Genomic DNA, 23,618 nt, shown 5'->3' with positions numbered 1-23,618 from the left:
GTCAGGGGCGCGCCCGACCGGGCGCGCCCCTGACAACGCTCAGCACGGCCCTCCGACTCCGAGGCGAGGCCGATGACTCTCACGCTCACCGTGTCCGACGAGGTGCGCGCGCTCGCGCCCGGCTTCACGCACCTGGCCGTCGAGGCGCACGGCCTGGTCAACGGTCCCAGCACGGAGGCCGGTAGCGCCCTTCTCGACGACGCGGCCCGCCGCCTCGCGGCGCGCCTGGACGGGCGCGCCCCGCACGAGGACCCGCACATGGCGGCCTGGCGCGAGGTCTACACGGAGTTCGGCTCCAAGCCGTCCCGCACCCGCAACTCGGCCGAGGCGCTGGCCAGGCGCGCCCTGTCGGACGCCGGGCTGCCACGCATCAACATGCTGGTCGACCTCTACAACGCGATCAGCGTCGCCCATCTGATCCCCGTCGGCGGCGAGGACCTCGACCGCATCCAAGGGGACATGCGTCTGCTGCGCGCGAGTGGCGACGAGGACTTCGTGACCGTCGCCGGCGGCGAGGAGGTCGTCGAACATCCCGACGCCGGCGAGGTGGTGTGGCGCGACGACGCGGGCGTCACCTGCCGCCGCTGGAACTGGCGCCAGGGCCCGCGCACCCGTCTCACCGAGCGGACCACCTCAGGCATCTTCCTGCTGGAGAGCCTGGCCCCGATGCCGGTCGCCGAGGTCGAGGGGGCGGCTGCCGAACTGGCCGAGCTGCTGGCCAAGTTCAGTCCGGGCGCGCGGATCACCGTGCACGCGCCGCAGTCCGCCGGCTGAGCGCCGCGCCCCCCGAAGCCGGACGTGGAGGCGAATCCATCACCGTTGCGGGGTGTGGACGCCGCTCTGCGGCAAGGGAATTCAGCGCGTCGCGAGCTGCGGATCCACAGTGGATCCACAGGTCGTCCTCGTCGCGGCGCCTCCTCCCCGTCGAGCCGTGGCTCGGACGTCAGTGCGCCACGCGCAGCTGCTCCGGCGTCGGAGCCGTGCCGCCCAGGTGGGCGGGCATCCACCAGGTGTCGTCCTGGCCCTTGGGGCGGACGGGGTAGGCGCGCTGGGCGGCCTCCAGCAATTCCTGGACGCGCTCGCGCAGACGGCGGGTGATGGCGCCCGCGTACTGGTCGCGGGGGGCCTCCATCGGCTCGCCCACCCGGATCGTGATGGGGATGTGGCTGCGCTTGAAGTTGCGCGGATGGCCCTTGGTCCACAGTCGCTGCGTACCCCAGACCGCCATCGGGACGAGCGGGACGCCCGCCTCCTGGGCCAGCCGTGCGGCGCCCGACTTGAAGCTCTTCAAGGTGAACGACTGGGAGATCGTGGCCTCCGGGAAGACCCCGACGACCTCGCCGGACTTCAGCGAGTCCAGCGCGTGCGCGTAGGCCGCCTCGCCCTGCGCGCGGTCCACCGGGATGTGCTTCATGCCGCGCATCAGCGGCCCGGAGATCCTGTGCCGGAAGACGGACTCCTTCGCCATGAAGCGCACCAGACGCTTCTGCGGAAGCGCCGCCAGTCCGTTGAAGACGAAGTCCAGATAGCTGATGTGGTTGCTCACCAGCACGGCACCGCCCGAGCGCGGGATGTTCTCCGATCCCTTGCAATCGATCTTCAGGTCCCATGCCTTGAACATCGTCTTGGCGAGACCGATGACGGGACGGTACACAAGCTCTGCCATGGACGGGGCGGTCCCTTCTCTCTGTGCCAGGGGAAGGGCTCCTGGCGAAAGTTACGCAGCCGTAGGTTTACGGCATCTCGCAGATCGTGCCCCAAGAACGGCCGGGGAGCCAGCCCACGTGCCCGTACGCGGCGAGATCCTCGTCACGTCGGCCCGTGATTCACCCCGTCGCCTCAGTCCGCACGCACCCTCACCCGCCGTACCAGCAGATACGACTCTCACCACAGGCACTATCCGAAGGCGGCTTTGAAGAAGGCGGTGTTGAGGAAGGCGGTGTTGAGGAAGGCGGCATTGAGGAAGGCGGCGCCGAGCGCGGCGGCGGTCGCCGCGGGACCGAGCCGGACCGGGTCCATGAATCAAGCATTCTGCAGGAGACACTTCATGGCGGAGCCGGGAATCTCTGCAGTCTCGTGAACGCTGAAGGTGTGTGGCGGCGCTCGCGGCGAGCGCCCACGGAGTGCTGCATCGGCGGCGGAACGGGAGAGTGCGGGTGCACGGGCGGGACGAGGGCAGGCGGCTCGGGGCCGCCGAGTTGGGCGGGAAGCTCGGTGAGCGCGCCACGCTCGTGCAGTTCTCCAGCGCCTTCTGCGCCCCCTGCCGGGCCACGCGCCGGGTCCTGGGCGAGGTGGCCGGCATGGTCCCCGGGGTGGCACACCTCGAAATCGACGCCGAGGCGCATCTGGACCTCGTGCGCGAGCTCGCCGTCCTCAAGACCCCGACCGTGCTGGTCCTCGACGCGGACGGCCGCATCGTGCGGCGAGCCACCGGCCGGCCGCGCAAGGCGGACGTCATCGCGGCGCTGGGGGAGGCGGTTTGACGCCCGTGCCGCCCATGGTTTCGCCGCGCCTGCCCCGAATTGCGGCATGCGCGTCCGTACCGCCGTGGGCGCACGTATCCGTGACGGTGAGGCATCTCCCATATGACGGGACGCACTTGACTGTGCCCGCCAGCTATCGTCAGCCTGACCGTATGCCTTCTGATCTCCTCCTCGGGCTCGGGCGTGGACGCCGTCGAACGGGACCCCTCGCCCGCCTCCTGGGCACGCGCTGTCCGGGCCGGTGAACGGCCCCGCTTCCGCTCGCTCCCACCAGCAGAAGGACAGCTCCATGACGGCCGCGCCCGATCTCGGCACCGCCCGGCCCGCCTCTCCCGACCTGTTGCGCTCCGTCTTCCGGCGGCACGCCGCGGGTGTCGCGGTGATCACCGCCCGCGGCGACTCGGGGCCGGTCGGTTTCACCGCCACCTCCCTCACCTCCGTCTCCGCGGAGCCCCCGATGCTCTCCTTCGGTGTCGGCGCCGGCGCCTCCAGCTGGGCGGCCATCTCGGGCAGCGACCACATCGGCGTCCACATACTCGGCGAGCACCAGCAGGAGCTGGCCGCCACCTTCGCCCGCTCCGGAGCGGATCGCTTCGGCGCGCCGACCGCCTGGCGCGAGGGGCCCGAGGGCGTGCCCGTGCTCGGCGGCGTCCTCGCCTGGCTGGTGTGCCGGGTCGTCGCGCGTATTCCCGTGGGTGATCATCGGATCGTGCTGGCCGAGGTCGTCCTCGGCGATCCCACCGGCGACGGACGGCCCCTGCTGTACCACCAGGGCCGTTTCAACGGTCTGCGCGACTGACCACCCTTCGCCACCGTTCCATCCGCTCGGCCGCTCGGCCGCTCGGCCCAGCTTCTCTCCTGCGAAGCCGTCGAGTTCCGGTTACGCTGCGTTGCGAAGGTCACAGTTCAAAGCGCTTGCTTAGCGGGAATGAACTGGGTGTACTGACGAGTAATATTTCGTTCGGAGCGCGGGGTCGCCCCGACCGGGATCGGCCGCTTGAGGCGCCTATGCTGCCTGCAAGAAGGCAGTCCTGAAATGACGATGCAGTAGGAGAGCCGGCGTGAGCTTGAGGATCGTTGTCACTGTGAAGTACGTGCCCGACGCCACTGGCGACCGGCACTTCGCCGATGACCTGACCGTCGACCGCGACGACGTGGACGGTCTGCTCTCCGAGCTGGACGAGTACGCCGTCGAGCAGGCCCTGCAGATCGCGGAGAACGCCGACGACGCCGAGGTCACCGTGCTGACGGTGGGCCCGGAGGACGCCAAGGACGCGCTGCGCAAGGCCCTGTCGATGGGCGCCGACAAGGCGATCCACGTCGAGGACGACGACCTGCACGGCACCGACGCCATCGGCACCTCCCTGGTGCTGGCCAAGGCGATCGAGAAGGCCGGCTACGACCTGGTGATCTCCGGCATGGCCTCCACCGACGGCACCATGGGCGTCGTACCGGCGCTGCTGGCCGAGCGCCTGGGCGTGCCGCAGGTGACCCTGCTGTCGGAGGTCTCGGTCGAGGACGGCACGGTGAAGGGCCGCCGCGACGGTGACGCCGCCTCCGAGCAGCTGGAGGCGTCCCTGCCGGCGGTCGTGTCGGTGACCGACCAGTCGGGTGAGGCCCGTTACCCGTCCTTCAAGGGCATCATGGCGGCCAAGAAGAAGCCGGTGGAGTCCTGGGACCTGTCCGACCTGGAGATCGACGCCGACGAGGTCGGTCTCGACGGCGCCTGGACCGCGGTCGACGCCGCGGCCGAGCGTCCCGCCCGCACCGCGGGCACGATCGTCAAGGACGAGGGCGAGGGCGGCAAGCAGCTCGCTGAGTTCCTCGCGAGCCAGAAGTTCATCTGAGGGGCACCGGCCCGCTTCGAGGCTCATCACCCCCAACCGCCCCTGAAGACTTCGCAATTCCGCTAGGAGAACCATTCCCATGGCAGAAGTTCTCGTCTACGTCGACCACGTGGACGGTGCCGTCCGCAAGCCCACCCTGGAGCTGCTGACCCTGGCCCGCCGCATCGGCGAGCCGGTCGCCGTCGCGCTGGGCAACGGCGCCGCCGACACCGCCGCCACGCTCGCCGAGCACGGCGCGGTGAAGGTCCTCACCCACGACGCCGCCGAGTACGCCGACTACCTCGTCGTGCCCAAGGTGGACGCCCTGCAGGCCGCGCACGAGCAGGTCTCCCCGGCCGCCGTCCTCGTTCCTTCCTCCGCGGAGGGCAAGGAGATCGCCGCCCGTCTGGCGCTGCGCATCGGCTCGGGCATCATCACCGACGCCGTCGACCTGGAGGCCGGCGACGAGGGCCCGGTGGCCACGCAGTCGGTGTTCGCCGCGTCCTTCACCACCAAGTCCCGTGTCTCCAAGGGCACCCCGGTCATCACCGTCAAGCCGAATTCGGCCGCGGTCGAGGCCGCTCCGGCCGCCGGTGCGGTCGAGGCCCTGTCGGTCTCCTTCTCCCAGCAGGCCACCGGCACGAAGGTCACCGCCCGTACGCCGCGCGAGTCGACGGGCCGTCCCGAGCTGACCGAGGCCGCGATCGTGGTCTCCGGTGGCCGTGGTGTCAACGGTGCGGAGAACTTCGCGATCATCGAGGCGCTCGCCGACTCCCTCGGCGCGGCCGTCGGTGCCTCGCGCGCCGCCGTGGACGCCGGCTGGTACCCGCACACCAACCAGGTCGGCCAGACCGGTAAGTCGGTCTCGCCGCAGCTGTACATCGCCAACGGCATCTCCGGCGCGATCCAGCACCGGGCCGGTATGCAGACCTCGAAGACGATCGTGGCCGTCAACAAGGACTCGGAGGCCCCGATCTTCGACCTGGTCGACTACGGCGTGGTCGGCGACCTGTTCGACGTGGTCCCGCAGCTGACCGAGGAGATCAAGGCCCGCAAGGGCTGAGGATCCCGTTCCCCCGGGGCTTACGAGGCCCCCGTGACCACGTCGGTCATGGGGGCCTCGGCTCATTTCGGGCCGGGGCGTCCAGCTGTGGGGACGGCGGCCGGGCAGGGCCCGCCCGGCCCCGCGCTCGGACTCCCTCGAAACCGCTGTTGACCCGCCGGAAGGTCCCCGGATACCGTCATTCAACGGATTGTTGATTCCGTAAAGCGGAAAATTGGAGGGTGCGGGATGGGCCAGGGCCGGCAGGAGCAGGTGGCGACGAGCCTCGCGGGCGCCGTCAGCGAGGAGATCAGCGCCCGCCTCGCGCCGGTCGACGCCGAACTGGAGCGCAACTACCCCGGCGATCCCGGCACCCGCCAGCCCGTCCACACGGTCTACGTCCCCGGCGACGCCTTCACCGCCGACACGATCCGCTCCTGGGGAGACCAGGCCCTCGCCACCCTCGACGAACACGCCTGCGACGCCGCCTCCTTCGCCGCCGTCCTCGGCCTGAGCGACGAACTCGCCGGACCCGTCTACGAGCGGGTCCGCGCCAAGCTGCAGCGGGAACCCGTGGAGGACCTCCGCGTCGACTTCGAGGACGGCTACGGTCCCCGCCCCGACGCCGAGGAGGACCGGACGGCCGCGCGCGCGGCCCGGCTGATCGCCGAGGCATACGCGGGCGGCAGCGCCGCCCCGTACATGGGCATCCGCATGAAGTGCATGGAGGCGCCGGTCCGTGACCGGGGCATCCGCACCCTCGACATCTTCCTCACCGGCCTGATGCAGGCCGGCGGCCTGCCCGACGGACTGGTCCTGACGCTGCCCAAGGTGACCTGCACCGAGCAGGTCACCGCGATGGTGCGGCTCCTGGAGGCCTTCGAGAAGGCCCACGGTCTGCGGCCCGGACACCTCGGCTTCGAGATCCAGATCGAGACCAGTCAGGCCATCCTCGCCGCCGACGGCACGGCCACCGTCGCCCGCATGATCCGGGCCGCGGAGGGCCGCGCCACCGGACTGCACTACGGCACGTTCGACTACAGCGCCTGCCTGGGCGTCTCCGCCGCCTACCAGGCGAGCGACCACCCGGCCGCCGACCACGCCAAGGCGGTCATGCAGGTCGCCGCCGCGGGCACCGGCGTCCGCGTCTGCGACGGCTCCACCAACGTCCTGCCGGTCGGCCCGACCGAGCAGGTGCACTCCGCCTGGCGGCTCCACTACGGCCTGACCCGCCGAGCCCTGGCCCGCGCCTACTACCAGGGCTGGGACATGCACCCCGGCCACCTCCCCACCCGGTACGCGGCCGTGTTCGCCTTCTACCGCGAGGGCCTCGAGGCGGCCGCGGCCCGTCTCGCCCGCTACGTCAACCGGACCGGCGGCGACGTGATGGACGAGCCCGCCACCGCCAAGGCCCTCAGCGGCTACCTGCTGCGCGGCCTGGACTGCGGCGCCCTCGACACCGCAGAGGTCGCACGGCTCACCGGCCTGACCCGGGCCGACCTGGAGGGCTTGGCGGCGCCGCGCCGCGGCGATCTCACGGCCTCCGCCAAGTAGGCCCCTCCGTCAAGTAGGGCGGACCTTCCGCCAGGAAGGCCGGACCCTCCACCAAGTAGGCCTGACCTTCCGCCAGGTGGGCGGGACGGAGTGCCGACCGCGGGGCGCGCCGCACGGCCGGGCCGCACGCCTGGCGCGGGTGGGCCGCCGGGCGGGCCGCGGGCCCGCTCGCCGCGGTCACGCCCCTGCGTAGCCCTCCAGCCCGGACGTCGTCACCCGCCCCTCGTCCACGAACAGCCGCGTGCCCCGCGCGCACAGCCGCAGGTCCGAACGCGCCCGCGCGCAGAACTGCTCGGGGGTGTCACCGAACAGCTCCCGCAGCCGGGACGACTCCACCAGCAGTTCGGTGAGCAGCGCCCGTTCACCAGGGTGCCGCCGTGGCGTGTCGCTGCCGTCACGCAGGACCCCGTGCCGGTTGACGTAGACGTACGCGCCCCGAAGCCGTTCGCTGCCGTCCGGTTCGATCCGCACGTCGGGCGCGGGCAGCCAGGCCCGGTGGTAGTTGCCCGTGGGCACCGGTACGCCCTCGCTCGCGTCGATGACGGCGAGCTGCCGCTCGTCGAGCCAGATGACGAACAACTCCCGCACCGTTCCCGGCGCCCTGAACGGCGACGCGGAGACGTACCCCATGCGGCTCACATGGGCCGACACGCCCACGTCGACGCCGGTGACCCGCGCCTTGACCATGGGCAGGGGCGAGTTGATCCCGGCCTCCGCCATCTTGTGCCGCAGCTGACCGGGGCAGGCGTTGGAGCCGATGGCGAGGACGGGGGTCCGGTCGGTGTACGGGAAGCCGTCGAGGGGCAACAGCCGGTCGCCGTCGAGGAGTCCGGACTCCTCCGGCCAGGCACCCGGATACAGCAGCGGATGATCGCGCGGCGCCTCGGCCAGCCCCAGCGCCCGCAGGGTGCGGTCCGTCCCGCCCTGCCCGGCACGCCCGCTCGCCCGGCCCGCCACGGGCCGCTCAGTCCTTCGGCGGCAGCTCGCCCGAGCCGCGGGTGATCAGCCGGGTCGGCAGCTCGATGCGCTCCGGGGTGACGAGCGAGCCGTCCAGCTGGCGGAAGAGGCGATCGGCGGCGGTACGGCCGAGCGCTGCCGCGTCCTGCGCGACCACGGTGACGCCGGGCTGCAGCAGATCGGCGAGTTCGATGTCGTCGAAGCCCACCAGGGCGACCCGACGGGTCTGTTCCGCCAGGACGCGGATCACTGTGACCGTCACACGGTTGTTGCCCGCGAAGATCGCGGTGACCGGATCGGGCCCGGACAGCATGTCCTCGGCGGCCCGGCGTACCCGCTCGGGGTCGGTGACGCCCAGCGACATCCACGACTCGGCCACCGGTATCCCCGCGTCCTCCATCGCGGCCCGGTAGCCGCGCAGACGCTCGGCGGCCGTGTGGATGCGCGGCATGTCGCCGATGAACCCGATCCGGCGGTGACCGTGGTCGATGAGGTGGGCCACGCCGTCACGGGCACCGCCGTAGTTGTCCGACAGGACGACGTCGGCGTCGATCTTCCCGGCCGGGCGGTCCACGAACACCGTGGCCACCCCCGCCTTGATCTCCGGCTCCAGGTACCGGTGGTCGTCACCGGCCGGGATCACCACCAGCCCGTCCACCCGCCGTGCGCACAGGGCCAGCGCCAGTTCCTGCTCGCGGTCCGGGTCCTCGGCGCTGGAGCCGTTGATGAGCAGGGCGCCGTGGGCCCGGGCCACTTCCTCGACCGCCCGGCTGAGCGGCCCGTAGAACGGGTCCGCGAGGTCCTCGAGGACCAGGCCGATGCTCGCCGTACGGCCCTTGCGCAGTACGCGGGCGCTGTCGTTGCGCCGGAAGCCGAGCGCCTCGATGGCCTCCTGCACGCGCCGTTCCGTGTCCGGGGTGACTCCCGGCTCGCCGTTGACCACCCGGGAAACGGTCTTCAGTCCCACGCCCGCGCGCGCCGCCACGTCCTTCATGGTGGGACGGGTGCCGTAGCGAGCCCCGGCGAGGCGGTCTGCGGGGCGGTCTGCTCGGCGGGCGGTCTCGGGCACGATGCGGTGTCCTGTCCTGTCGTCCACGGGGATGCGTCGGTCCATGGGTTTGTATGAGGATGTGGCGTCGAGCATAGAGCCTGGACAACGTTGTCATAACCGCGAGAGACTGTCCACCGCATTTCCGGCCTGCGTCCCCACCGCCAGACCGGCCTGCGCCCACCTCTTTGGTTTTCCGATGGTTGACGGGGAGATCTGACTCTGATGGACACCGACCTCGTGGCCGCGCTCGACATCGGCGGCACCAAGATCGCCGGAGCGCTGGTGGACGGCCACGGCAGCATCCTGGTGCGCGCGCAGCGCGCGACGCCCGCGCGGGAGCACGGCGACACCGTGATGCGGGCCGTCGAGGAGGTGCTCGGCGACCTCGGCGCGTCGCCGCTGTGGGGACGGGCCTCGGCCCTGGGCATCGGCAGCGCCGGCCCCGTGGACGCCTCGGCCGGGACGGTGAGCCCCGTGAACGTACCCGGCTGGCGCGGATACCCGCTCGTCGCGCGGGCCCGGGCCGCGTCGGGCGGGCTGCCCGTCGAGCTGATCGGCGACGGCGTGGCCATCACGGCGGCAGAGCACTGGCAGGGCGCGGCCCGCGGCCACGACAACGCCCTGTGCATGGTCGTCTCCACCGGTGTGGGCGGCGGACTGGTCCTCAATGGCCAACTGCACCCCGGTCCGACCGGCAACGCCGGCCACATCGGTCACATCAGTGTCGATCTCGACGGTGACCTGTGCCCCTGCGGCTCGCGCGGCTGTGTGGAACGCCTCGCGAGCGGCCCGAACATCGCCCGCCGCGCGCTGGACAACGGCTGGCGGCCGGGCGCGGACGGTGACACCTCCGCGGCCGCGGTGGCCGCCGCCGCCCGCGCCGGGGACGCGGTGGCTCTGGCCTCCTTCGAACGTGCCGCTCAGGCGCTGGCCGCCGGCATCGCTGCCACCGCCACACTGGTCGAGATCGACGTCGCGGTGATCGGCGGGGGAGTGGGCAAGGCCGGGGACGTGCTGTTCACCCCGCTGCGCAAGGCGCTGAGCTCCTACGCCACGCTGTCCTTCGTGCAGCGCCTGAAGGTCACTCCCGCCCAGATGGGCACGGATGCGGGTCTGGTGGGCGCGGCCGCGGCCGCGCTCGCCGGACGGACGAACGCGGCGGCGGCCGGGGTCTGACGTTGTCCCCCGCCGGACCGGTCCCCCCGCCGGAACGGTGCTCTCCATCGGGCCGGTGCGGGGCCGCCCCGGGCACGACTCGGGGTTCGATGACGGGCCTGCTCGCGAACGACCCGGCGCACGGCGACCCCTTCGGGGCGCGGCCGGGAATCGACGGCTCGCTCCGCAGCCCAGTCGCGCGTCCGCCCGGTCCGAGTCGATGCCGTTGCCGCCGTCGGTCACGACCAGCCGGACCACGTGGGCGACGGTCACGTCGGCAGTGACCGGCTGGGCGGGCAGGGTGGTGGTGAGGGTGCCGGCCGAGAAGACCTTGGTGCCGTCCGCCCGGACCTCGAAGCACCGGGCGGCGCGGTGACCGTCCATGCGGTGTGCAGGGTCCGGTCCGTCGGCACGACAGGTGTACGGGTCGGCGACTGCGGGCGCACCGTCCGGCCTTCCGGGCCGGTCAGCGCCACCGAGACACGGATGGCAGGCGTGCGGTCCAGATCCGTGACCGTGGTGGTCGGCGTGGCCGGCCTCCCGGCCTCCCCCTGGCGGCCTTCGTGGCCTTCGCGGTGTCGCGACTGAAGCTGCGCGGCGGCATCGTGCTGCTGATGTTCTTCACCGCGGGCAACCTGCTCCCGCAACAGGTGCTGCTGCAGCGGCACTTCGTCGCGGGGCTCACGCTGGGGTCGACGAAGGGCTGGAAGCGTCAGGAGGGTCAGGAGGACTGGAAGGGCTGGACGGGTCGGCGGACGAAGGGCCGGGGACCGACCCGGCGCCGCGCAGGTCGCCGAGCATCAGCTCGGGGTCCCGGACTCCGGCCAGTTCGGCGAAGCCGAGCGCGTACACCCGGGTGTTCGCCTGTATCCGGGCCAGTTCCCCGCGGCACTCGGCGGCGTCGGGCCACGCGGACTCGGGGAGTTCGGGGTGGGCGTTCTCGAAGGCGGTGAGTCGCGGATGCCACTTCGACAGGAACGGGCGGAGTTCGCGGTTGAGCAGGTTCACCGCCAGGTACTCCACGGTGATGCCCGACCCGTGCGGCGTGGGCCGGGCGGCGGAGAGAATGGTCCGGGTGGTGGCGAACAGGCCGTACAGCGAGGTGAGGGCCTCACGGATGAGCCCTTCGTCGTCACCGAGCCGCTGGGTCGAGGTCCGGGTCACGGTCTCCACGAACAGCTGCCAGGACACCTGCTTGGTGTCGTCGTTCACCATGAAGGTGAACCCGCTCAGCTGCGGCACGGTGATGGTCATTTCCGTGAGCCTGGCCGTTCTCCGGTAGAAGTCGGCCGTCAGGGCCGCCGCCGCGCCGAGCGCCGCACCGACGAGCGTGAACAGATAGGCCCCTCCCGCCCGGTTCAGCAGGTACACCGCCAGGCCGCCACAGCCGCCCAGGACGGCGGCGGGCAACGCACGAACCACGCGTTTCACGGCGAGCTGGGTGATCACTCGGTGAGTCTAGCCGTCAACTGCGCAACGACACACGGGCGTTGCCGTCGAATGCGCCGAATACAGGGACGCGGCTGCGGAGCCGCGGGAAGGCGGTGCCCTGCGCGGCTGAGCGGCATCGAGAGACATGTCCCGCAGCGACTCGGGGGCATGGTGAGAGGATGAGGCATGTCGTTTTCCCTGCGTCCCGACGCGCTCGCGGGCCGGCGGTTGGCCATTTCGGCGTCACAGAGCCCTGACGCGTCCCGGTCCGTGTGCGGCGACGAGGACGGTGTGCGACTGACGCTCAGACACATCGCGCGGGCCGTCCTGGCGGCAGGTGGCCATCTCGCCTATGGCGGAAACCTGGCGCCCGGCGGCTTCACGCCCCTCCTGGTGGAGGAGGCCGGGTGGTCGGGCCGCGAGGACCAGCCGCTGGTCGTGACCGTGCCCTGGAGCGAACACCGCAGAATGAGCCTGGCCGAGCTGCGGACGGCTCTCGATGCGGGGCCGGCGGTCCGGGTCGTCTGGCTGGACGTGGCCGGCCGGGAGGTCGATCCCGCCGCCGGGCGCGGTGCCGCGCCTGAAGAGGTCGATCCGCACACGACGGCCACGGCCCTGCACGCCATGCGGCGCCATGTGCGCGACCGCTGTGACGGGCGCGTCCTCGTCGGCGGCCGGCGGTCCGGCTTCTCCGGCTCCCTGCCCGGCGTCCTGGAAGAAGCCATGCTCAGCCTGGAGGGCTCACCGCAGCCCCTGTACTCGGCGGCCGGTTTCGGAGGGGTCGCCGCGGACGTGGCGCGAGCCCTCCGAATCGACGACTCTTCATGGCTCCCCCACGAACACGGCGCCGCCGATCCCCGGCTGGCCGAGGGCCTGGACCGACTTCGTGTACGGGTGCGCGAACTCGGCGGGTCCGCCCTCACCAACGGACTCTCACCGGAGGAGAACCGCCGTCTGGCCGTTTCCGTCGATCCCTCGGAGATCGCCGCCCTCGTGACGCTCGGTCTGGCGAGAGCGGCCTCGTAGCACCGTCTGGGTGCCGACCCGTCGTCAGGTACTTGTGCAGCCGTCAGGTGCGTGTGCAGCGCAGATCGTCGTGCCTGGTACCACCTCGCTCCCGGTGGCGTCCGTGCCCGACCCAGTACGCGCGGCCAGGGGATACAGCCGGATTCCGGTGCCCCTGCTGCTCACCAGGGCCGCCCCGGCGCCGTCCGGACTGACGGCCACCGGGTTCTCCATGCAGGCGTTGCAGGTCATGGGCACCCGGACGTCCCGTCGTGAACCGATGCTGCCGACTTGGCGCAGGTCCCATTCGGCGACACGGGATCCCGCTCCGGAGACCAGCCGGTTGCCGGCGTCGAGAAAGGCCACGGTGTCCTGACTGACCTGGGTGTTGCCGCGCAACTCCGTCGTCGGAGCAAGGTTCGCGCCGGCCGGGCCGATCGCCGACACGTGGATGACGCCGTTGGCCACCGTGGTGGCCTCACCGCCGTCGGCGGACAGCGCGACGGCAGAGGGCTGCGGCCCGGCACTGCCCGCCTCGAGCGGGGCTTTGGTGCACGACTGGGGTTTTCCTCCGTCGGGTGAGGGTTCGGGGTGGCCCGGCGGCTGGTGAAGCAAGGAGTGCATACATCTACCGGTCGGGCCTGTCTGGGCGTAGCGTCAGGGCCCCCGCGAAGGGGCACCCGCCTTGGGGTGCACGCAGGCCCGCCGGACCTGGGGTACAGGACGGCGGGCTGTGTGCTGTCACACGGGCGACTGCGTCGCTGCAACGCCTCGTCGCCCTTGTGTTTCCAGTCGCCGGCCCGGACGGGACTTCTGTGGCGCCCGCTGGGTTGTGCCGGACCTCCCAGGAGTGCGAAGCGCGATCACAGGGTGAGGTGCCCGCTGATGCCGGCGGCGCAGAAGGCCAGTGCCGCGATGCCGGCCGCGGTCTGGGCCGCCACACTCACCCGGTATCCCAGCCGGTACAACCCGATCGCCGAGAGCAGTACCACTCCCGCGAATCCCGCCACGTAGGCGAAAACCGATGTCAGGGACGCATGGGGATCAGGCTCGAACATGTTGAAGTCGGTCGTCCCCAGGCCGGTCAGCAGGACAATGAGCCCGACGATCGCGTCCAGAAACCACAGCAGGACGGCGAAGAGCACGTCCTCGCCCGTACCGCGGCGTGAAGGTGAATGGTCGTTCATGGCGGCAAGTTTCTCCCTGCACAACGGGGTGGGGCCTGAGTACGCGTACTCAGGCCCCACCGTCGATCAGCTGTTCCTTACCTGAGGGCGCGCTCCAGCACGTTCGCGTACAGCCGCGCACCGTCGATCTTCGGGTGGAAGGACGCCATACCGACCTCGAGCACACCGGTGTTGTCCGCCTTGGACAGACCGGTCTTGACGATGCCGTTCACATCCTCCGGGTCACCGCACACGGCCTTGCCCTCGAACTCGCTGCGCGGGTCGGTGAAGACCACGTTCGCGCCCGACTGGGTCCCCGCGTCCGCGGCGGCACCCTTCATCTCTTCGTCGAGGGTGTCCGCGACCGAGTTCAGCCAGGGAGCTTCCTCCGTGCCGATGCCGGGGATGCACTGCCCGCCCGCGGACAGCAGCCTCGGGTAGCCCATGAGGATGATCCGTGCGTTCTTGGCGAGCTTGTGGATCTCGTTGAGGACGTTCACGATGCGCGGACGGACCTGGTCATGCAGCCACTTCGGCGCCCAGTCCTTGAGCGGACCGGTGTCTCCGGCAGCGTCCTTGCCCGTGTCCGGATCCTTGTTCCCGATCGAGGAGTCCTGGCACAGGTCCAGCCCGGACTTCCACACACACTGGTTGAACACGTCCGTGAACCGGGCGTCGTTGCCGCCGACCGACAGAGTGACCAGGGTGGTGTTGTTGTCCAGGTAGCCCGCGTCGATCTGCGCCACCTCGCTGTTCTGGCCGTCGCGGAGCATGTCGTAGGTGCGTGCTCCGGAGCAGGCCACGAAGTGGTAGTCCAGCTTCGGGTCGAGGGCGGTGTCCATGGCCCCGACGGACACCGATTCCCCCGGAAGAACGGCCTGCCTCGACCAGGCCAGCTGGGAGCGGTGGCAGCTGTCCCATGCCTTGTCGTTGTTCTTCTCGTAGTGGTCGGTCTCCGGATAGAAGTCCCCACCGCCGGGAGCGCTGGCGCCCTCACCCGAGGAGTAGGAGTCGCCCATCGCGACGATGAAGTTGGCCGGCTTGCCGGGAAGAGGCTGGAATGCGATCGCGCCCCAGGCGACGTCCTCGTCCGCGGTTCCGTCCTTGGTCGTGTTGGACAGCTCGACCCGCGGGGTGCCGGTGAAGTGGAACGTGCCCAGGCTGACCCATCCGCCCGCGCGCTGGAGCACGACGCGCTGGTGTTGGGTGCTGTCCGTGCCCAGCACGTTGTACCTGGCCTGCCGGGTCTGGGCACCGGTGTCGGGAAGGTGGACCAGGACGCGCGCCCAGTTGAGGCTCTGGCCGAGGGTCCAGGTGCCGTTGATGGTCATGTCGCCGCTGTCGCCACCGAAGTGATCGGCGTCACGGGTGTGGGTGTACCAGTAGTGGCCGCCGTAGCCGCCGCCCACCGAGTGCAGGTCGGCCTTCGCCTCGTAACGGCCTTCCGCGCCGGGATTGAAGGAGAACTGGAAACTTCCCGCGGAGGAGATCGTCGCGCAGTCGCGCTGGTCGCTCCAGGTCGGCGTTCCGTTGGGGACCGAGGCGACGACCTTGGATCCGGCCGGGGCGCCGGAGCACACCGGCGTACCGGTCTGGAGACGGTAGCCGCGCCCCGGTTCCTGCACCAGGGACTGGTACTTGATGTTTTCGAAGCCGCAGGTGGTGGCGCAGTCGGACTTCCAGGTCACGTTGGGCTGGTTCCACCAGTACTGCGCGTAGCACTCGGCGTCCGGGCACTTCGGCGGCGTGTTGGGGTCGCAGTTGTTCTTGGAGTTGCAGAACGCGTCCAGCGACGGCACGACTTGTGCCCGGTTGTATTTCGCGCTGCCTGGGGTCTGGACGGTCATGGGCGTCCCGTTCCAGTAGGCGGGCCGGAAGCCGGCCGAGGAGAAGCCGGACTCGCCGGGCCAGTCCTGGCGGCCGGAGGTGGCGTAGGAGAAGCCGGTGTCGATGGACCAGGCGGCCCACCCCATCACCTTCTCCTCATACGGCCAGTCCTGCGGATGGGCCGCGTCCTTGTTGGCCTCCGGTCCGTCCACGTCCGTGTTCATGAACGGGTGGCCCCAGCCCTTGGCGTAGATCGGGTTGGCCGGGTTGTTGTACCAGCCCAGGCCCCAGTGCCCGGCGTGCTGGCCCGCCTCCGAGGGCGGGTTGAAGCCGAGGTTGTAGTTCCACACGGCGGTGAACCAGTTCTCCACCTTGGACGGATCATCGTTGTTGACGGTGATCTTCTGGCCGTCCTTGTGGACCTCGTTCCACTTGTCGGCGAGGATCTTCAGGGAGGCGGCGACGTTCGACGCGTAGTCGACCGCGACCAGTTTCTGCAGGGCCGGGGACAGGCTCGTCTCGTGGTCCTTCTCGTGACCGGCCAGCCGCATGCCGTCGGTCACCTGGCCGACGCCGTAACCGCAGTCGGACTTGTCCCAGTTGATCTGCCAGTAGGCGGACGGGTCGCTCTTCTCGGCCTTGTGGCCGTAGTAACCGTCCACGGCAGCCAGCGGGTTGCCCATCTGGCCGGGAATCGACCCGCCCTCGGCCTGCCACAGGTTCGACTCCTGAGCCATGATGCCGAGGAGGACGTTGGCCGGGATCCTGCCGCCACCCGTCAGTTTCGGCAGAGGGAACAGGGACTGCGGGTCCACGGTGCCCACACCGGCCTGGTCCCGGTATCCGCCCTGCCGGATGTAGCTCGCGCTCAGATCACCGCGCACCGCCATGTCGACAGCCCACTCGACCTGGTTCGAGGTCGGCTGCAGCGCCTGGACCTTGACGTCGTTGCGGGACACGGCGCACCAGCGGTCGTCGTCGGTCGGGGAACTCGGGGTCAGGCCCGACTTCAGGGAGGTGCGCTTGTGCGTGCCGGTGGCCGTGGCGAGGGCCGGGGAGGGATCGTGCCCCGAGCCGTTGCCGATCGCCTGCTGCACGCTCTGCGTGAGCTTGGTCCCGGTGGTGGTGGCGGTGCTGGTGACCGTCACCGGCTCGTTGCCGTCGTTGGCGGGCGTGGCCGTCTGCGAGGCGGGTTCCCCGGACTTCGTGAAGCCCTTGCCCCCGTTCTTGATGTGCGTCAGGCCGGCGTGGACGCCGGGGGTGAGGACCGGGTCGATCGCAAGCCGGCCGTGGGAGGACACATCGGTGCCGGCCGGGGCGTCGAGGCGGGTGACGCCGGTTCCCGCGGTGGCGGGGCTGCCCTTGGGATGACCGGTGAGGAAGACCCTGCCCGCATCGCCCTGCATGAGGTCGAGATCGCCGAGTTCGCCCGAGGCGATGGTCTTCGGCCTGCCGCTGCCGGTGAACAGCCTGGCGTGGGCAGTGGAGTTGCCCTTGTGGTCGAGGAAGGCGACCTTGCCGTCGGCGGCCGGCCGGATGTCGAACGGGGCGCCGTCCGCGTCCACGAGGTTCTTCACCGTGCCCGAGGGGCCGAGGTGGACCAGGCGGCTGCCGAGCGCGGCGACCGTGCCGTCCTTCACCGGAACCGCGCTGGTGATCTCACCCTTCGCCGCGGCCGAACCCGTCGTCCTGCCAAAGACGTCCACAGTGACCACGCGCGTGCGTGTGCTCGCGGGGTCGTTCATGTCCCGGAAGGCGGTGAACGCGGCTTTGTGCGTCGCCGTGTTGCAGGACGGGTCGAAGTAGGCCAACGACGCGGTGAACGGCAGCTTCTTCACCTGCCCGGTCGTCAGATCGACGATGGCGGTGAACGCGCCGCCCTGCATCAGGTCAGGCTTGTTCGTGAACGTGCGCGGCGCGTAGACGACCGCCGCGTGCGCGTGGTCCATCAGGCACTGGTTGCCGATCCACGAATCCGCCGGCATGCCCGGCTCCGACAGAACAGCGGCGGTCTTCCACGCGTATGCCTTGCTGCTGTCGGCAACGAGGATGCGCAGGCCCTCCGCGTCAGCAGCAGCGGTCACGGCACGGTCGGGACTGTCCTTCCAGCCCTTGCCGAGCTTCTTGCCAGGTTCCTGCACCTGACCGGGGGGCACCGGTGGTGTGGAGGAGCCCGGGGAGGACTTCGGGTTCGGTGCGGCCATGGCGGGTGCGGCCTGCAGCAGGCCACCGGTCAACGCGGCGCAGGCCACAACGGCCACCAGCGGCGCGCGCGTTCGTCTTCTGAGTCGCAAAGCAGCGATTCCCCGTTTTCGATGAGTAGTTTCCCGTGCCTGGTCGGAGCACGGCGTGGCCCATCCGCCCAGCAGAGACTCCAAAGGACGGACGGGAGCTTGGCGGGAGACGGCAAAGCGGCCGGCCCGCAGGCACGGCCTGGCACAGGCCCCTGCTGTCGGGCTCGAGGCGAGAGCAACCGGTGTGTGTCCTCAGCCGTCGACCAGCCGAAGGAAGACGGTCCCGAGCAGGGCCTGGTCAGCCAGTTGAGGTGCGGGCGGCGGTGGTGTGCCCCTGCAGGGCCACCCACGGCGAAGTGAGAATGGCTCGCGCCGTACTACGCAGGCCTGCCAAAGATTTCAGCATGAGTAGGTAGCGTTTCCTGATGGGTGAAGGATGGTCCTGCCGGTCAAGGGGCCGGCGTTGACGATCGCACCGCCGGTGTGCAGGTCCAGAGCTCCCATGTGGTCGCCGCGCAGACGAGGGCAGCGCGGCACACTCCGCGCGAAACCGCCTCCACTGATAGTCACGCCCCCCGCAACAACGGACTGAAGGATTGGTCTAGTCCGCTCCGTCGACTGCCTCGCTACTTTAAGCCAGGCATGGTCACGTCACGCAAGATCCCCATCGTGTATGGCCGGAAGCTGTCCCAGCGGCCAAGGGCCGAGACGCCTCTCCAGCAGACGCAACACACCTTCGCGGACGTGGAGTTGGCGTGAAACGGTGGCAGTTGCGCGACTGCCGAGCCGTATGATCAACATGGCCTGTTCTTGACACCCAGGGGCCCCGCGGCGTCCGCCGGCCGGCTGAGCCCTGCGGTCCCGTTGGCCAGCCCCTACCGGTTCGTCGGCAACTACCGGGAACCACCGGCCCGTACCACGAGCAGGGCTCGCTGCTACGACGCCAACAACGCCGCCTCACCCAACCAGACTCCTCCGGGCCAGGGGCGGTTCCGGTACGCGCGGTGGGCGCGCCCGGTGCTGCCGGCCCTGGAGGAGATGGCCGGTGAGGATCTGTACCGGTTGAGGCACTGGCATAAGGCTCTGCTGGACGAGCGGGGAGCCGATGTGGCGCGGGTGGCGATCGAGGGTCGGATGGAGCATGAGCCGGCGTGTGTGGAGCGGGTCCATGGCGAGGTCACGGTCGCCATGGAGGAGCGGATCGTGGAGTATCTGCAGGGTGTGTGGGAGAAGGAAGTAGTGGGGGCTGGATTGTGGGCGGCGCCTTTTCCCACACCTCTCCCAGATGATCTCTTGTCCGATGGCCCGTCGCTGTTCAGCGGCCTTCCCGTCCTGGAGTATGAATGATCGTCTGGATCAACGGTGCGTTCGGTGCGGGGAAGACCACCACCGCACGGGAACTGATCGAACTGATCCCGAACAGCACGCTCTTCGATCCCGAGGTCATCGGCGGGGCGCTCACGCACCTGCTGCCGCCCAAACACCTCGCGGAGGTCGGCGACTTCCAGGACCTTCCGATCTGGCGACGGCTCGTGATCGACACCGCGGCCGCGATGCTCGCGGAGCTGGGCGGCACCCTCGTGGTCCCGATGACCCTGCTCCGCCAGGAGTACCGCGACGAGATCTTCGGCGGCCTCGCCGCTCGCCGTATCGGTGTCCGGCACGTCCTTCTCGCCCCGGCCGAAACGATCCTGCGGGAGCGGATAGCCGGCCGTGAGGCAGCCGACCTCCCCGACGGCGAGATCCGGACACGGCAGTGGGCCTACGACCACATCGAGCCCTACCGCGCCGCCCTCGCCTCCTGGCTCACCGCCGACGCCCACCCCGTCGACACCGGCGCCCTCACCCCGTACGAGACGGCCGTGCGCATCGTGGAGGCGGTCGGCAGTGGTGCCGTGCCCGCCTGCGACATCGTGCAGACGCCGGAGCCGACCGCCGAGACCGTCGCCTCCGGGGTGCTCCTGTTCGACGAGCAGGACCGGGTGCTCCTCGTCGATCCCACCTACAAGGCCGGCTGGGAGTTTCCCGGAGGAGTCGTCGAGCCGGGTGAGGCCCCGGCCCGGGGCGGGATGCGCGAGGTCGCCGAGGAGACCGGGATACGGCTGGACCAGGTCCCCCGGCTGCTGGTCGTCGACTGGGAGCAGCCCGCGCCCCCCGGTTTCGGCGGCCTGCGCCTCCTCTTCGACGGCGGCCGGCTCGACGCCGAGGACGCGGGACACCTGCTGCTGCCCGGACCCGAGCTGCGCGATTGCCGCTTCGTCACCGAGCGGGAGGCCGCCGACCTGCTGCCGCCCGTCCGCTACGAGCGGCTGAGATGGGCCCTGCGGGCGCGCGAGCGTGGCGCGCCCCTGTACCTGGAGGCGGGCGTACCGGTCGGCTGACGCCCCGAGTCCGCGCTCTCGGCCGGCCGGTGCCTGACCGCCGATCTGCGCGGTACCGCCCCGGCCGGCCTGGCCGACCGGGAAGCGCGGGAGGTGCGGGCGCGGGGAGAAGCTCGACGACGTCCCCGGAACGACCGCGGGAAGGGGCCCGGCCGGCGGCCGGGCCCCTTCCCGTCGGCGGTGCGCCGGGTCAGCTCGCGGCGTAGTTCCGCAGGAACAGGGCTTCCGCCACCGAGAGGCGCTCCAGCTCCTCGGGCGAGACGCTCTCGTTCAGGGCGTGGATCTGCGCCTCCGGCTCGCTCAGGCCGATGAGGAGGATCTCCGCGCGCGGGTAGAGCGCGGCGAGGGTGTTGCACAGCGGGATGGAGCCGCCCTGACCGGCGTACTGCATCTCCTGGCCCGGGTAGGCGACCGCCATGGCGTCGGCCATGGCCTGGTAGGCCGGGCTGGTGGTGTCGGCGCGGAAGGCCTGGCCCTGGCCGATCTGCTCGGTGTGCACCCGCGCGCCCCAGGGCGTGTGGACCTCCAGATGCGCCTGGAGCAGCTTGGTCGCCTCGGCCGCGTCCACACCCGGCGGCACACGGAGGCTGATCAGGGCGCGGGCGCCCGCCTGTACCGACGGGGTGGCGCCGACGACCGGCGGACAGTCGATGCCGATGACGGTGACGGCCGGCCGGGCCCAGATGCGGTCGGCGACCGTGCCGGAGCCGATCAGCCTCACACCGTCGCGCACCTTGGCGTCCTTGCGGAACTGCTCCTCCTCGTACTGCAGGCCCTCCCATGCGGACTCGCCGGTCAGGCCGTCGACGGTCGTCGAGCCGTCCTCGGCGCGCAGCGAGTCCAGGACGCGGATGAGCGCGGCCAGGGCGTCGGGTGCCGCGCCGCCGAACTGGCCGGAGTGCAGGTTTCCTTCGAGCGTGTCGACCTGCACGCGGACCAGGGTCATGCCGCGCAGGGTGGTGGTGACGGTCGGCAGGCCGACGCGGAAGTTGCCCGCGTCGCCGATCACGACGGTGTCGGCCGCCAGCAGCTCAGGGTGCTCCTCGGCGTACCGCTCCAGGCCCCCCGTGCCCTGCTCCTCCGAGCCCTCGACGATCACCTTGACGTTCACCGGTATGCCGCCGTTGGCCTTGAGGGCGCGCAGCGCGAGCAGATGCAGGAGCACGCCGCCCTTGCAGTCGGCGGCCCCGCGCCCGTACCAGCGCCCGTCGCGCTCGGTCAGCTCGAAGGGCGGGGTCGTCCAGCCGGCCTCGTCCAGCGGGGGCTGCACGTCGTAGTGGGCGTACAGCAGGACCGTCTTCGCGTCCGCCGGTCCGGGCAGGTAGCCGTACACCGACTGCGTGCCGTCCGGGGTGTCGAGCAGGGCCACGTCCTCGAATCCCTCGGCGCGCAGTGCGTCGGCGACCCAGCGGGCCGCGCCCTCGCTCTCGCCCTTCGGGTACTGGTCGAAGTCCGCCACCGACCGGAAGGCCACCAGCTCGGCGAGCTCCGCCTTCGCCCTGGGCATCAGTGAGGCGACGGTCTCGGCGACAGGATTCGACGACATGGGCACGCTCCTTGTGGGTGCGACGTTGTACTGGTGAGTACCGGAGTGGTACTTCCGAGCACTCCTGTGTTCCGGATGATCGGTCGGCGTAGGCGCGCCCGGTGTGTCGGGCGCATACGCCGCCGATCCTCCCACAGCGGGCTGCGGCGATCGCCGCCGTAGGATGCGGGATACAGCAGCGGCAGGCGGCTTGATCGGAGGCAGTGGACCATCGTGAGCAGCGAGAACTCTTCGGCGGACGACGTGCAGCAGGTGTGGGACGTCGTCGTGGTGGGCGCGGGACCCGCGGGGGCCTCGGCGGCCTACGCGGCGGCGGTCACGGGGCGACGCGTGCTGTTGCTGGAGAAGGCGGAGCTGCCGCGCTACAAGACCTGCGGCGGAGGGATCATCGGCCCCTCGCGCGACGCGCTGCCGCCCGGCTTCGAGCTGCCGTTCAAGGACCGGGTGCACGCGGTGACGTTCTCCCACAACGGACGCTTCAGCCGGACCCGCCGCTCCAGGCGGATGCTGTTCGGGCTGGTCAACCGGCCCGAGTTCGACCAGCAGCTCGTCGAGCACGCACAGAAGGCGGGTGCCGAGCTGCGCACCGGCGTCACCGTGTCCCGGGTCGAGCAGCACGGCTCGGCGGTGCCGGACCGGCGCACGGTCGCCGTGCTGCTCCAGGGTGGCGAGACGGTGCTCGCGCGGGCGGTCGTAGGGGCCGACGGCAGCGCCAGCCGCATAGGGGCGCACGTCGGGGTGAAGCTCGACCAGGTCGACCTCGGCCTGGAGGCGGAGATTCCGGTGCCGGAGACCGTCGCCGAGGACTGGCGGGGACGGGTCCTCATCGACTGGGGCCCCATGCCCGGGAGTTACGGCTGGGTCTTCCCCAAGGGAGACACCCTGACGGTCGGAGTGATCTCGGCCCGGGGCGAAGGCGCCGCCACCAAGCGGTACTTGGAGGACTTCGTCGCCCGGCTCGGACTCGCCGGCTTCGAGCCGGGCATCTCCTCCGGGCACCTGACCCGCTGCCGCGCCGACGACTCGCCGCTGTCGCGGGGACGGGTGCTGGTGTGCGGGGACGCCGCCGGGCTGCTCGAGCCGTGGACGCGCGAGGGCATCTCGTTCGCGCTCCGCTCCGGGCGGCTCGCGGGGGAGTGGGCGGTGCGGATCGCCGAGGCGCACGACGCGGTGGACACCCGCCGCCAGGCTCTGAACTACGCGTTCGCGATCAAGGCTGGGCTCGGCGTCGAAATGGCCGTCGGCAAGCGGATGCTGGCGGTGTTCGAGCGCCGTCCCGGCCTCTTCCACGCGGTGCTGACCGGATTCCGTCCCGCCTGGAAGGCCTTCAAGGACATCACGCGGGGATCCACGTCCCTGGGTGAGATGGTCCGCGCCCACCCGATGGCCCAGCGTGCCCTGACCGCACTGGACCGGCGGCCGGCCGCGGAGGCCGCCGGGGACGCCGTCAGTTCGTGACCGTGATGCGGAAGACCGGGTGGTCGGGGGCGGCCGCGATGATCTCCTCGTCGGAGGACTTCGCGGTGACGCCCTGGAAGTACTGGTTGACCTCCCAGCCCCACTTCTCCAGGTAGGCCCGCAGGACGGCGAGCTTCTCCGCGTCCGCGAGCTCCACCGCGGTGAAGGCCCGGACCTTCCGTCCTACGCGCAGTTCCCCACCGCCTGCGACGCGCATGTTGCGCACCCACTGGGAGTGACCGCGGGCCGAGACGAGGTACTGCACGCCGTCATGCGTGTGGGGGTTGACCGGGATGCGCTGCAGTGTGCCGCTCTTGCGGCCGCGCACGGACAACTCCGCCGTTCCGGCGACGCTGAGCCCGCGCCGGGCCAGCCAGCCGATGACGCTGTTGAAGCGGATGGTCATCGGGCTGCCCTTGAGGTAGTACGGCGACGCTGACGAGGACGACGACATGGTGACCCCCACGGTTTGGGAGAGCAGTGCTCTCGCTTGATGAACAGT

21 protein-coding genes and 2 pseudogenes are annotated in these 23,618 nt (G+C 70.9%); 12 read left to right on the top strand and 11 right to left on the bottom strand.

Going from position 1 to position 23,618, the window contains the following annotated elements; genetic code table 11:
• Positions 1–72: 72 nt before the first annotated feature.
• Positions 73–774 carry a phenylalanine--tRNA ligase beta subunit-related protein gene (locus AB0A61_RS25050; RefSeq protein WP_361296240.1) on the top strand — a complete coding sequence of 234 codons (702 nt, stop codon included), beginning with the start codon at positions 73–75 and terminating at the stop codon, positions 772–774.
• 169 nt (positions 775–943) lie between these two features.
• Here the strand turns inward: AB0A61_RS25050 and AB0A61_RS25045 are convergent, their stop codons facing one another.
• Both AB0A61_RS25045 and AB0A61_RS25040 read right to left on the bottom strand, forming a co-directional pair.
• On the bottom strand, positions 944–1,666 hold the full coding sequence (locus tag AB0A61_RS25045; RefSeq protein WP_361296237.1) for a lysophospholipid acyltransferase family protein: 723 nt from the start codon (positions 1,664–1,666) through the stop codon (positions 944–946).
• 230 nt (positions 1,667–1,896) lie between these two features.
• Complete coding sequence (locus AB0A61_RS25040) at positions 1,897–2,019, bottom strand: hypothetical protein (protein WP_361296234.1); 123 nt, start codon at positions 2,017–2,019, stop codon at positions 1,897–1,899.
• Between the two features lie 74 nt (positions 2,020–2,093).
• Here AB0A61_RS25040 and AB0A61_RS25035 point away from each other — a divergent pair, with 74 nt between their 5' ends.
• The 5 genes from AB0A61_RS25035 (at position 2,094) to AB0A61_RS25015 (ending at position 6,905) form a co-directional block, all read left to right on the top strand.
• Complete coding sequence (locus tag AB0A61_RS25035; protein WP_361296231.1) at positions 2,094–2,483, top strand: thioredoxin family protein; 390 nt, start codon at positions 2,094–2,096, stop codon at positions 2,481–2,483.
• A 289-nt stretch (positions 2,484–2,772) separates the two neighbouring features.
• Positions 2,773–3,282 carry a flavin reductase family protein gene (locus AB0A61_RS25030; protein ID WP_361296228.1) on the top strand — a complete coding sequence of 170 codons (510 nt, stop codon included), beginning with the start codon at positions 2,773–2,775 and terminating at the stop codon, positions 3,280–3,282.
• A gap of 262 nt (positions 3,283–3,544) precedes the next feature.
• Entirely contained in the window at positions 3,545–4,330 is a 786-nt protein-coding gene (locus AB0A61_RS25025) for an electron transfer flavoprotein subunit beta/FixA family protein (RefSeq protein ID WP_361296225.1), read from the top strand.
• 79 nt (positions 4,331–4,409) lie between these two features.
• Positions 4,410–5,372 (top strand): electron transfer flavoprotein subunit alpha/FixB family protein, encoded by a 963-nt coding sequence (locus AB0A61_RS25020; protein ID WP_361296222.1) that lies wholly within the window; start codon positions 4,410–4,412, stop codon positions 5,370–5,372.
• Positions 5,373–5,600: 228 nt separating this feature from the next.
• Complete coding sequence (locus AB0A61_RS25015) at positions 5,601–6,905, top strand: aldolase/citrate lyase family protein (RefSeq protein ID WP_361296219.1); 1,305 nt, start codon at positions 5,601–5,603, stop codon at positions 6,903–6,905.
• A 177-nt stretch (positions 6,906–7,082) separates the two neighbouring features.
• On the opposite strand, the gene AB0A61_RS25010 is transcribed toward AB0A61_RS25015, so the two are convergent.
• Together AB0A61_RS25010 and AB0A61_RS25005 are read right to left on the bottom strand one after the other, a co-directional pair.
• Complete coding sequence (locus tag AB0A61_RS25010; protein WP_361296216.1) at positions 7,083–7,862, bottom strand: hypothetical protein; 780 nt, start codon at positions 7,860–7,862, stop codon at positions 7,083–7,085.
• 7 nt (positions 7,863–7,869) lie between these two features.
• Complete coding sequence (locus AB0A61_RS25005; protein ID WP_361296213.1) at positions 7,870–8,976, bottom strand: LacI family DNA-binding transcriptional regulator; 1,107 nt, start codon at positions 8,974–8,976, stop codon at positions 7,870–7,872.
• A gap of 159 nt (positions 8,977–9,135) precedes the next feature.
• On the opposite strand from AB0A61_RS25005, the gene AB0A61_RS25000 reads away from it, so the two are divergent.
• Positions 9,136–10,089, top strand: coding sequence for an ROK family protein (locus tag AB0A61_RS25000; protein WP_361296210.1), 954 nt, complete (start codon positions 9,136–9,138; stop codon positions 10,087–10,089).
• Between the two features lie 165 nt (positions 10,090–10,254).
• On the opposite strand, the pseudogene AB0A61_RS24995 reads toward AB0A61_RS25000, so the two are convergent.
• Positions 10,255–10,616 (bottom strand): annotated as a pseudogene (locus tag AB0A61_RS24995) (NPCBM/NEW2 domain-containing protein); the annotation flags it as partial.
• On the opposite strand from AB0A61_RS24995, the pseudogene AB0A61_RS24990 reads away from it, so the two are divergent.
• Positions 10,614–10,727: pseudogene (locus tag AB0A61_RS24990) on the top strand (carbohydrate ABC transporter permease); the annotation flags it as partial. The pseudogenes AB0A61_RS24995 and AB0A61_RS24990 sit on opposite strands and share 3 nt — an antisense overlap.
• 22 nt (positions 10,728–10,749) lie before the next feature.
• Here AB0A61_RS24990 and AB0A61_RS24985 read toward each other — a convergent pair.
• Positions 10,750–11,517 (bottom strand): hypothetical protein, encoded by a 768-nt coding sequence (locus tag AB0A61_RS24985; protein ID WP_361296207.1) that lies wholly within the window; start codon positions 11,515–11,517, stop codon positions 10,750–10,752.
• A 168-nt stretch (positions 11,518–11,685) separates the two neighbouring features.
• Between AB0A61_RS24985 and AB0A61_RS24980 the strand changes: the two genes are divergently transcribed.
• A complete protein-coding gene (locus AB0A61_RS24980; RefSeq protein WP_361296204.1) occupies positions 11,686–12,525 on the top strand; it encodes a hypothetical protein in 840 nt (279 codons plus the stop codon).
• 24 nt (positions 12,526–12,549) lie between these two features.
• On the opposite strand, the gene AB0A61_RS24975 is transcribed toward AB0A61_RS24980, so the two are convergent.
• The 3 genes from AB0A61_RS24975 to AB0A61_RS24965 form a co-directional block, all read right to left on the bottom strand.
• Positions 12,550–13,128, bottom strand: coding sequence for a hypothetical protein (locus tag AB0A61_RS24975; protein WP_361296201.1), 579 nt, complete (start codon positions 13,126–13,128; stop codon positions 12,550–12,552).
• Between the two features lie 239 nt (positions 13,129–13,367).
• Complete coding sequence (locus AB0A61_RS24970; protein WP_361296198.1) at positions 13,368–13,691, bottom strand: DUF6234 family protein; 324 nt, start codon at positions 13,689–13,691, stop codon at positions 13,368–13,370.
• A gap of 77 nt (positions 13,692–13,768) precedes the next feature.
• Positions 13,769–17,758 carry an SGNH/GDSL hydrolase family protein gene (locus tag AB0A61_RS24965; RefSeq protein ID WP_361296195.1) on the bottom strand — a complete coding sequence of 1,330 codons (3,990 nt, stop codon included), beginning with the start codon at positions 17,756–17,758 and terminating at the stop codon, positions 13,769–13,771.
• A 990-nt stretch (positions 17,759–18,748) separates the two neighbouring features.
• On the opposite strand from AB0A61_RS24965, the gene AB0A61_RS24960 reads away from it, so the two are divergent.
• A complete protein-coding gene (locus tag AB0A61_RS24960) occupies positions 18,749–19,078 on the top strand; it encodes a hypothetical protein (RefSeq protein ID WP_361296193.1) in 330 nt (109 codons plus the stop codon).
• On the top strand, positions 19,075–20,112 hold the full coding sequence (locus AB0A61_RS24955; RefSeq protein ID WP_361296190.1) for an NUDIX domain-containing protein: 1,038 nt from the start codon (positions 19,075–19,077) through the stop codon (positions 20,110–20,112). The genes AB0A61_RS24960 and AB0A61_RS24955 overlap by 4 nt, the downstream gene beginning before the upstream one ends.
• Before the next feature lie 190 nt (positions 20,113–20,302).
• On the opposite strand, the gene AB0A61_RS24950 is transcribed toward AB0A61_RS24955, so the two are convergent.
• Entirely contained in the window at positions 20,303–21,658 is a 1,356-nt protein-coding gene (locus AB0A61_RS24950; RefSeq protein ID WP_361296187.1) for a dipeptidase, read from the bottom strand.
• Positions 21,659–21,871: 213 nt separating this feature from the next.
• Here AB0A61_RS24950 and AB0A61_RS24945 point away from each other — a divergent pair, with 213 nt between their 5' ends.
• Positions 21,872–23,116 (top strand): geranylgeranyl reductase family protein, encoded by a 1,245-nt coding sequence (locus tag AB0A61_RS24945; protein WP_361296184.1) that lies wholly within the window; start codon positions 21,872–21,874, stop codon positions 23,114–23,116.
• Here the strand turns inward: AB0A61_RS24945 and AB0A61_RS24940 are convergent.
• Entirely contained in the window at positions 23,106–23,570 is a 465-nt protein-coding gene (locus AB0A61_RS24940) for a nitroreductase family deazaflavin-dependent oxidoreductase (protein WP_361296181.1), read from the bottom strand. The two genes, AB0A61_RS24945 and AB0A61_RS24940, sit on opposite strands and share 11 nt — an antisense overlap.
• Positions 23,571–23,618: the final 48 nt, after the last annotated feature.

Source organism: Streptomyces sp. NPDC046197 (assembly GCF_040646295.1).
Lineage (GTDB): Bacteria > Actinomycetota > Actinomycetes > Streptomycetales > Streptomycetaceae > Streptomyces.
This window is presented reverse-complemented; position numbering and strand designations above follow the sequence as displayed.

Bases quoted from the DNA above. Each gene is read 5' to 3' on its own strand.
- AB0A61_RS24955 (WP_361296190.1), top strand. From the start codon at position 19,075: ATGATCGTCTGGATCAACGGTGCGTTCGGTGCGGGGAAGACCACCACC.
- AB0A61_RS25045 (WP_361296237.1), bottom strand. From the start codon at position 1,666: ATGGCAGAGCTTGTGTACCGTCCCGTCATCGGTCTCGCCAAGACGATG.
- AB0A61_RS24940 (WP_361296181.1), bottom strand. From the start codon at position 23,570: ATGTCGTCGTCCTCGTCAGCGTCGCCGTACTACCTCAAGGGCAGCCCG.
- AB0A61_RS25050 (WP_361296240.1), top strand. From the start codon at position 73: ATGACTCTCACGCTCACCGTGTCCGACGAGGTGCGCGCGCTCGCGCCC.
- AB0A61_RS25015 (WP_361296219.1), top strand. From the start codon at position 5,601: ATGGGCCAGGGCCGGCAGGAGCAGGTGGCGACGAGCCTCGCGGGCGCC.
- AB0A61_RS25040 (WP_361296234.1), bottom strand. From the start codon at position 2,019: ATGGACCCGGTCCGGCTCGGTCCCGCGGCGACCGCCGCCGCGCTCGGC.
- AB0A61_RS24970 (WP_361296198.1), bottom strand. From the start codon at position 13,691: ATGAACGACCATTCACCTTCACGCCGCGGTACGGGCGAGGACGTGCTC.
- AB0A61_RS25005 (WP_361296213.1), bottom strand. From the start codon at position 8,976: ATGGACCGACGCATCCCCGTGGACGACAGGACAGGACACCGCATCGTG.
- AB0A61_RS24950 (WP_361296187.1), bottom strand. From the start codon at position 21,658: ATGTCGTCGAATCCTGTCGCCGAGACCGTCGCCTCACTGATGCCCAGG.
- AB0A61_RS25030 (WP_361296228.1), top strand. From the start codon at position 2,773: ATGACGGCCGCGCCCGATCTCGGCACCGCCCGGCCCGCCTCTCCCGAC.
- AB0A61_RS25000 (WP_361296210.1), top strand. From the start codon at position 9,136: ATGGACACCGACCTCGTGGCCGCGCTCGACATCGGCGGCACCAAGATC.
- AB0A61_RS25020 (WP_361296222.1), top strand. From the start codon at position 4,410: ATGGCAGAAGTTCTCGTCTACGTCGACCACGTGGACGGTGCCGTCCGC.
- AB0A61_RS24975 (WP_361296201.1), bottom strand. From the start codon at position 13,128: ATGCACTCCTTGCTTCACCAGCCGCCGGGCCACCCCGAACCCTCACCC.
- AB0A61_RS24980 (WP_361296204.1), top strand. From the start codon at position 11,686: ATGTCGTTTTCCCTGCGTCCCGACGCGCTCGCGGGCCGGCGGTTGGCC.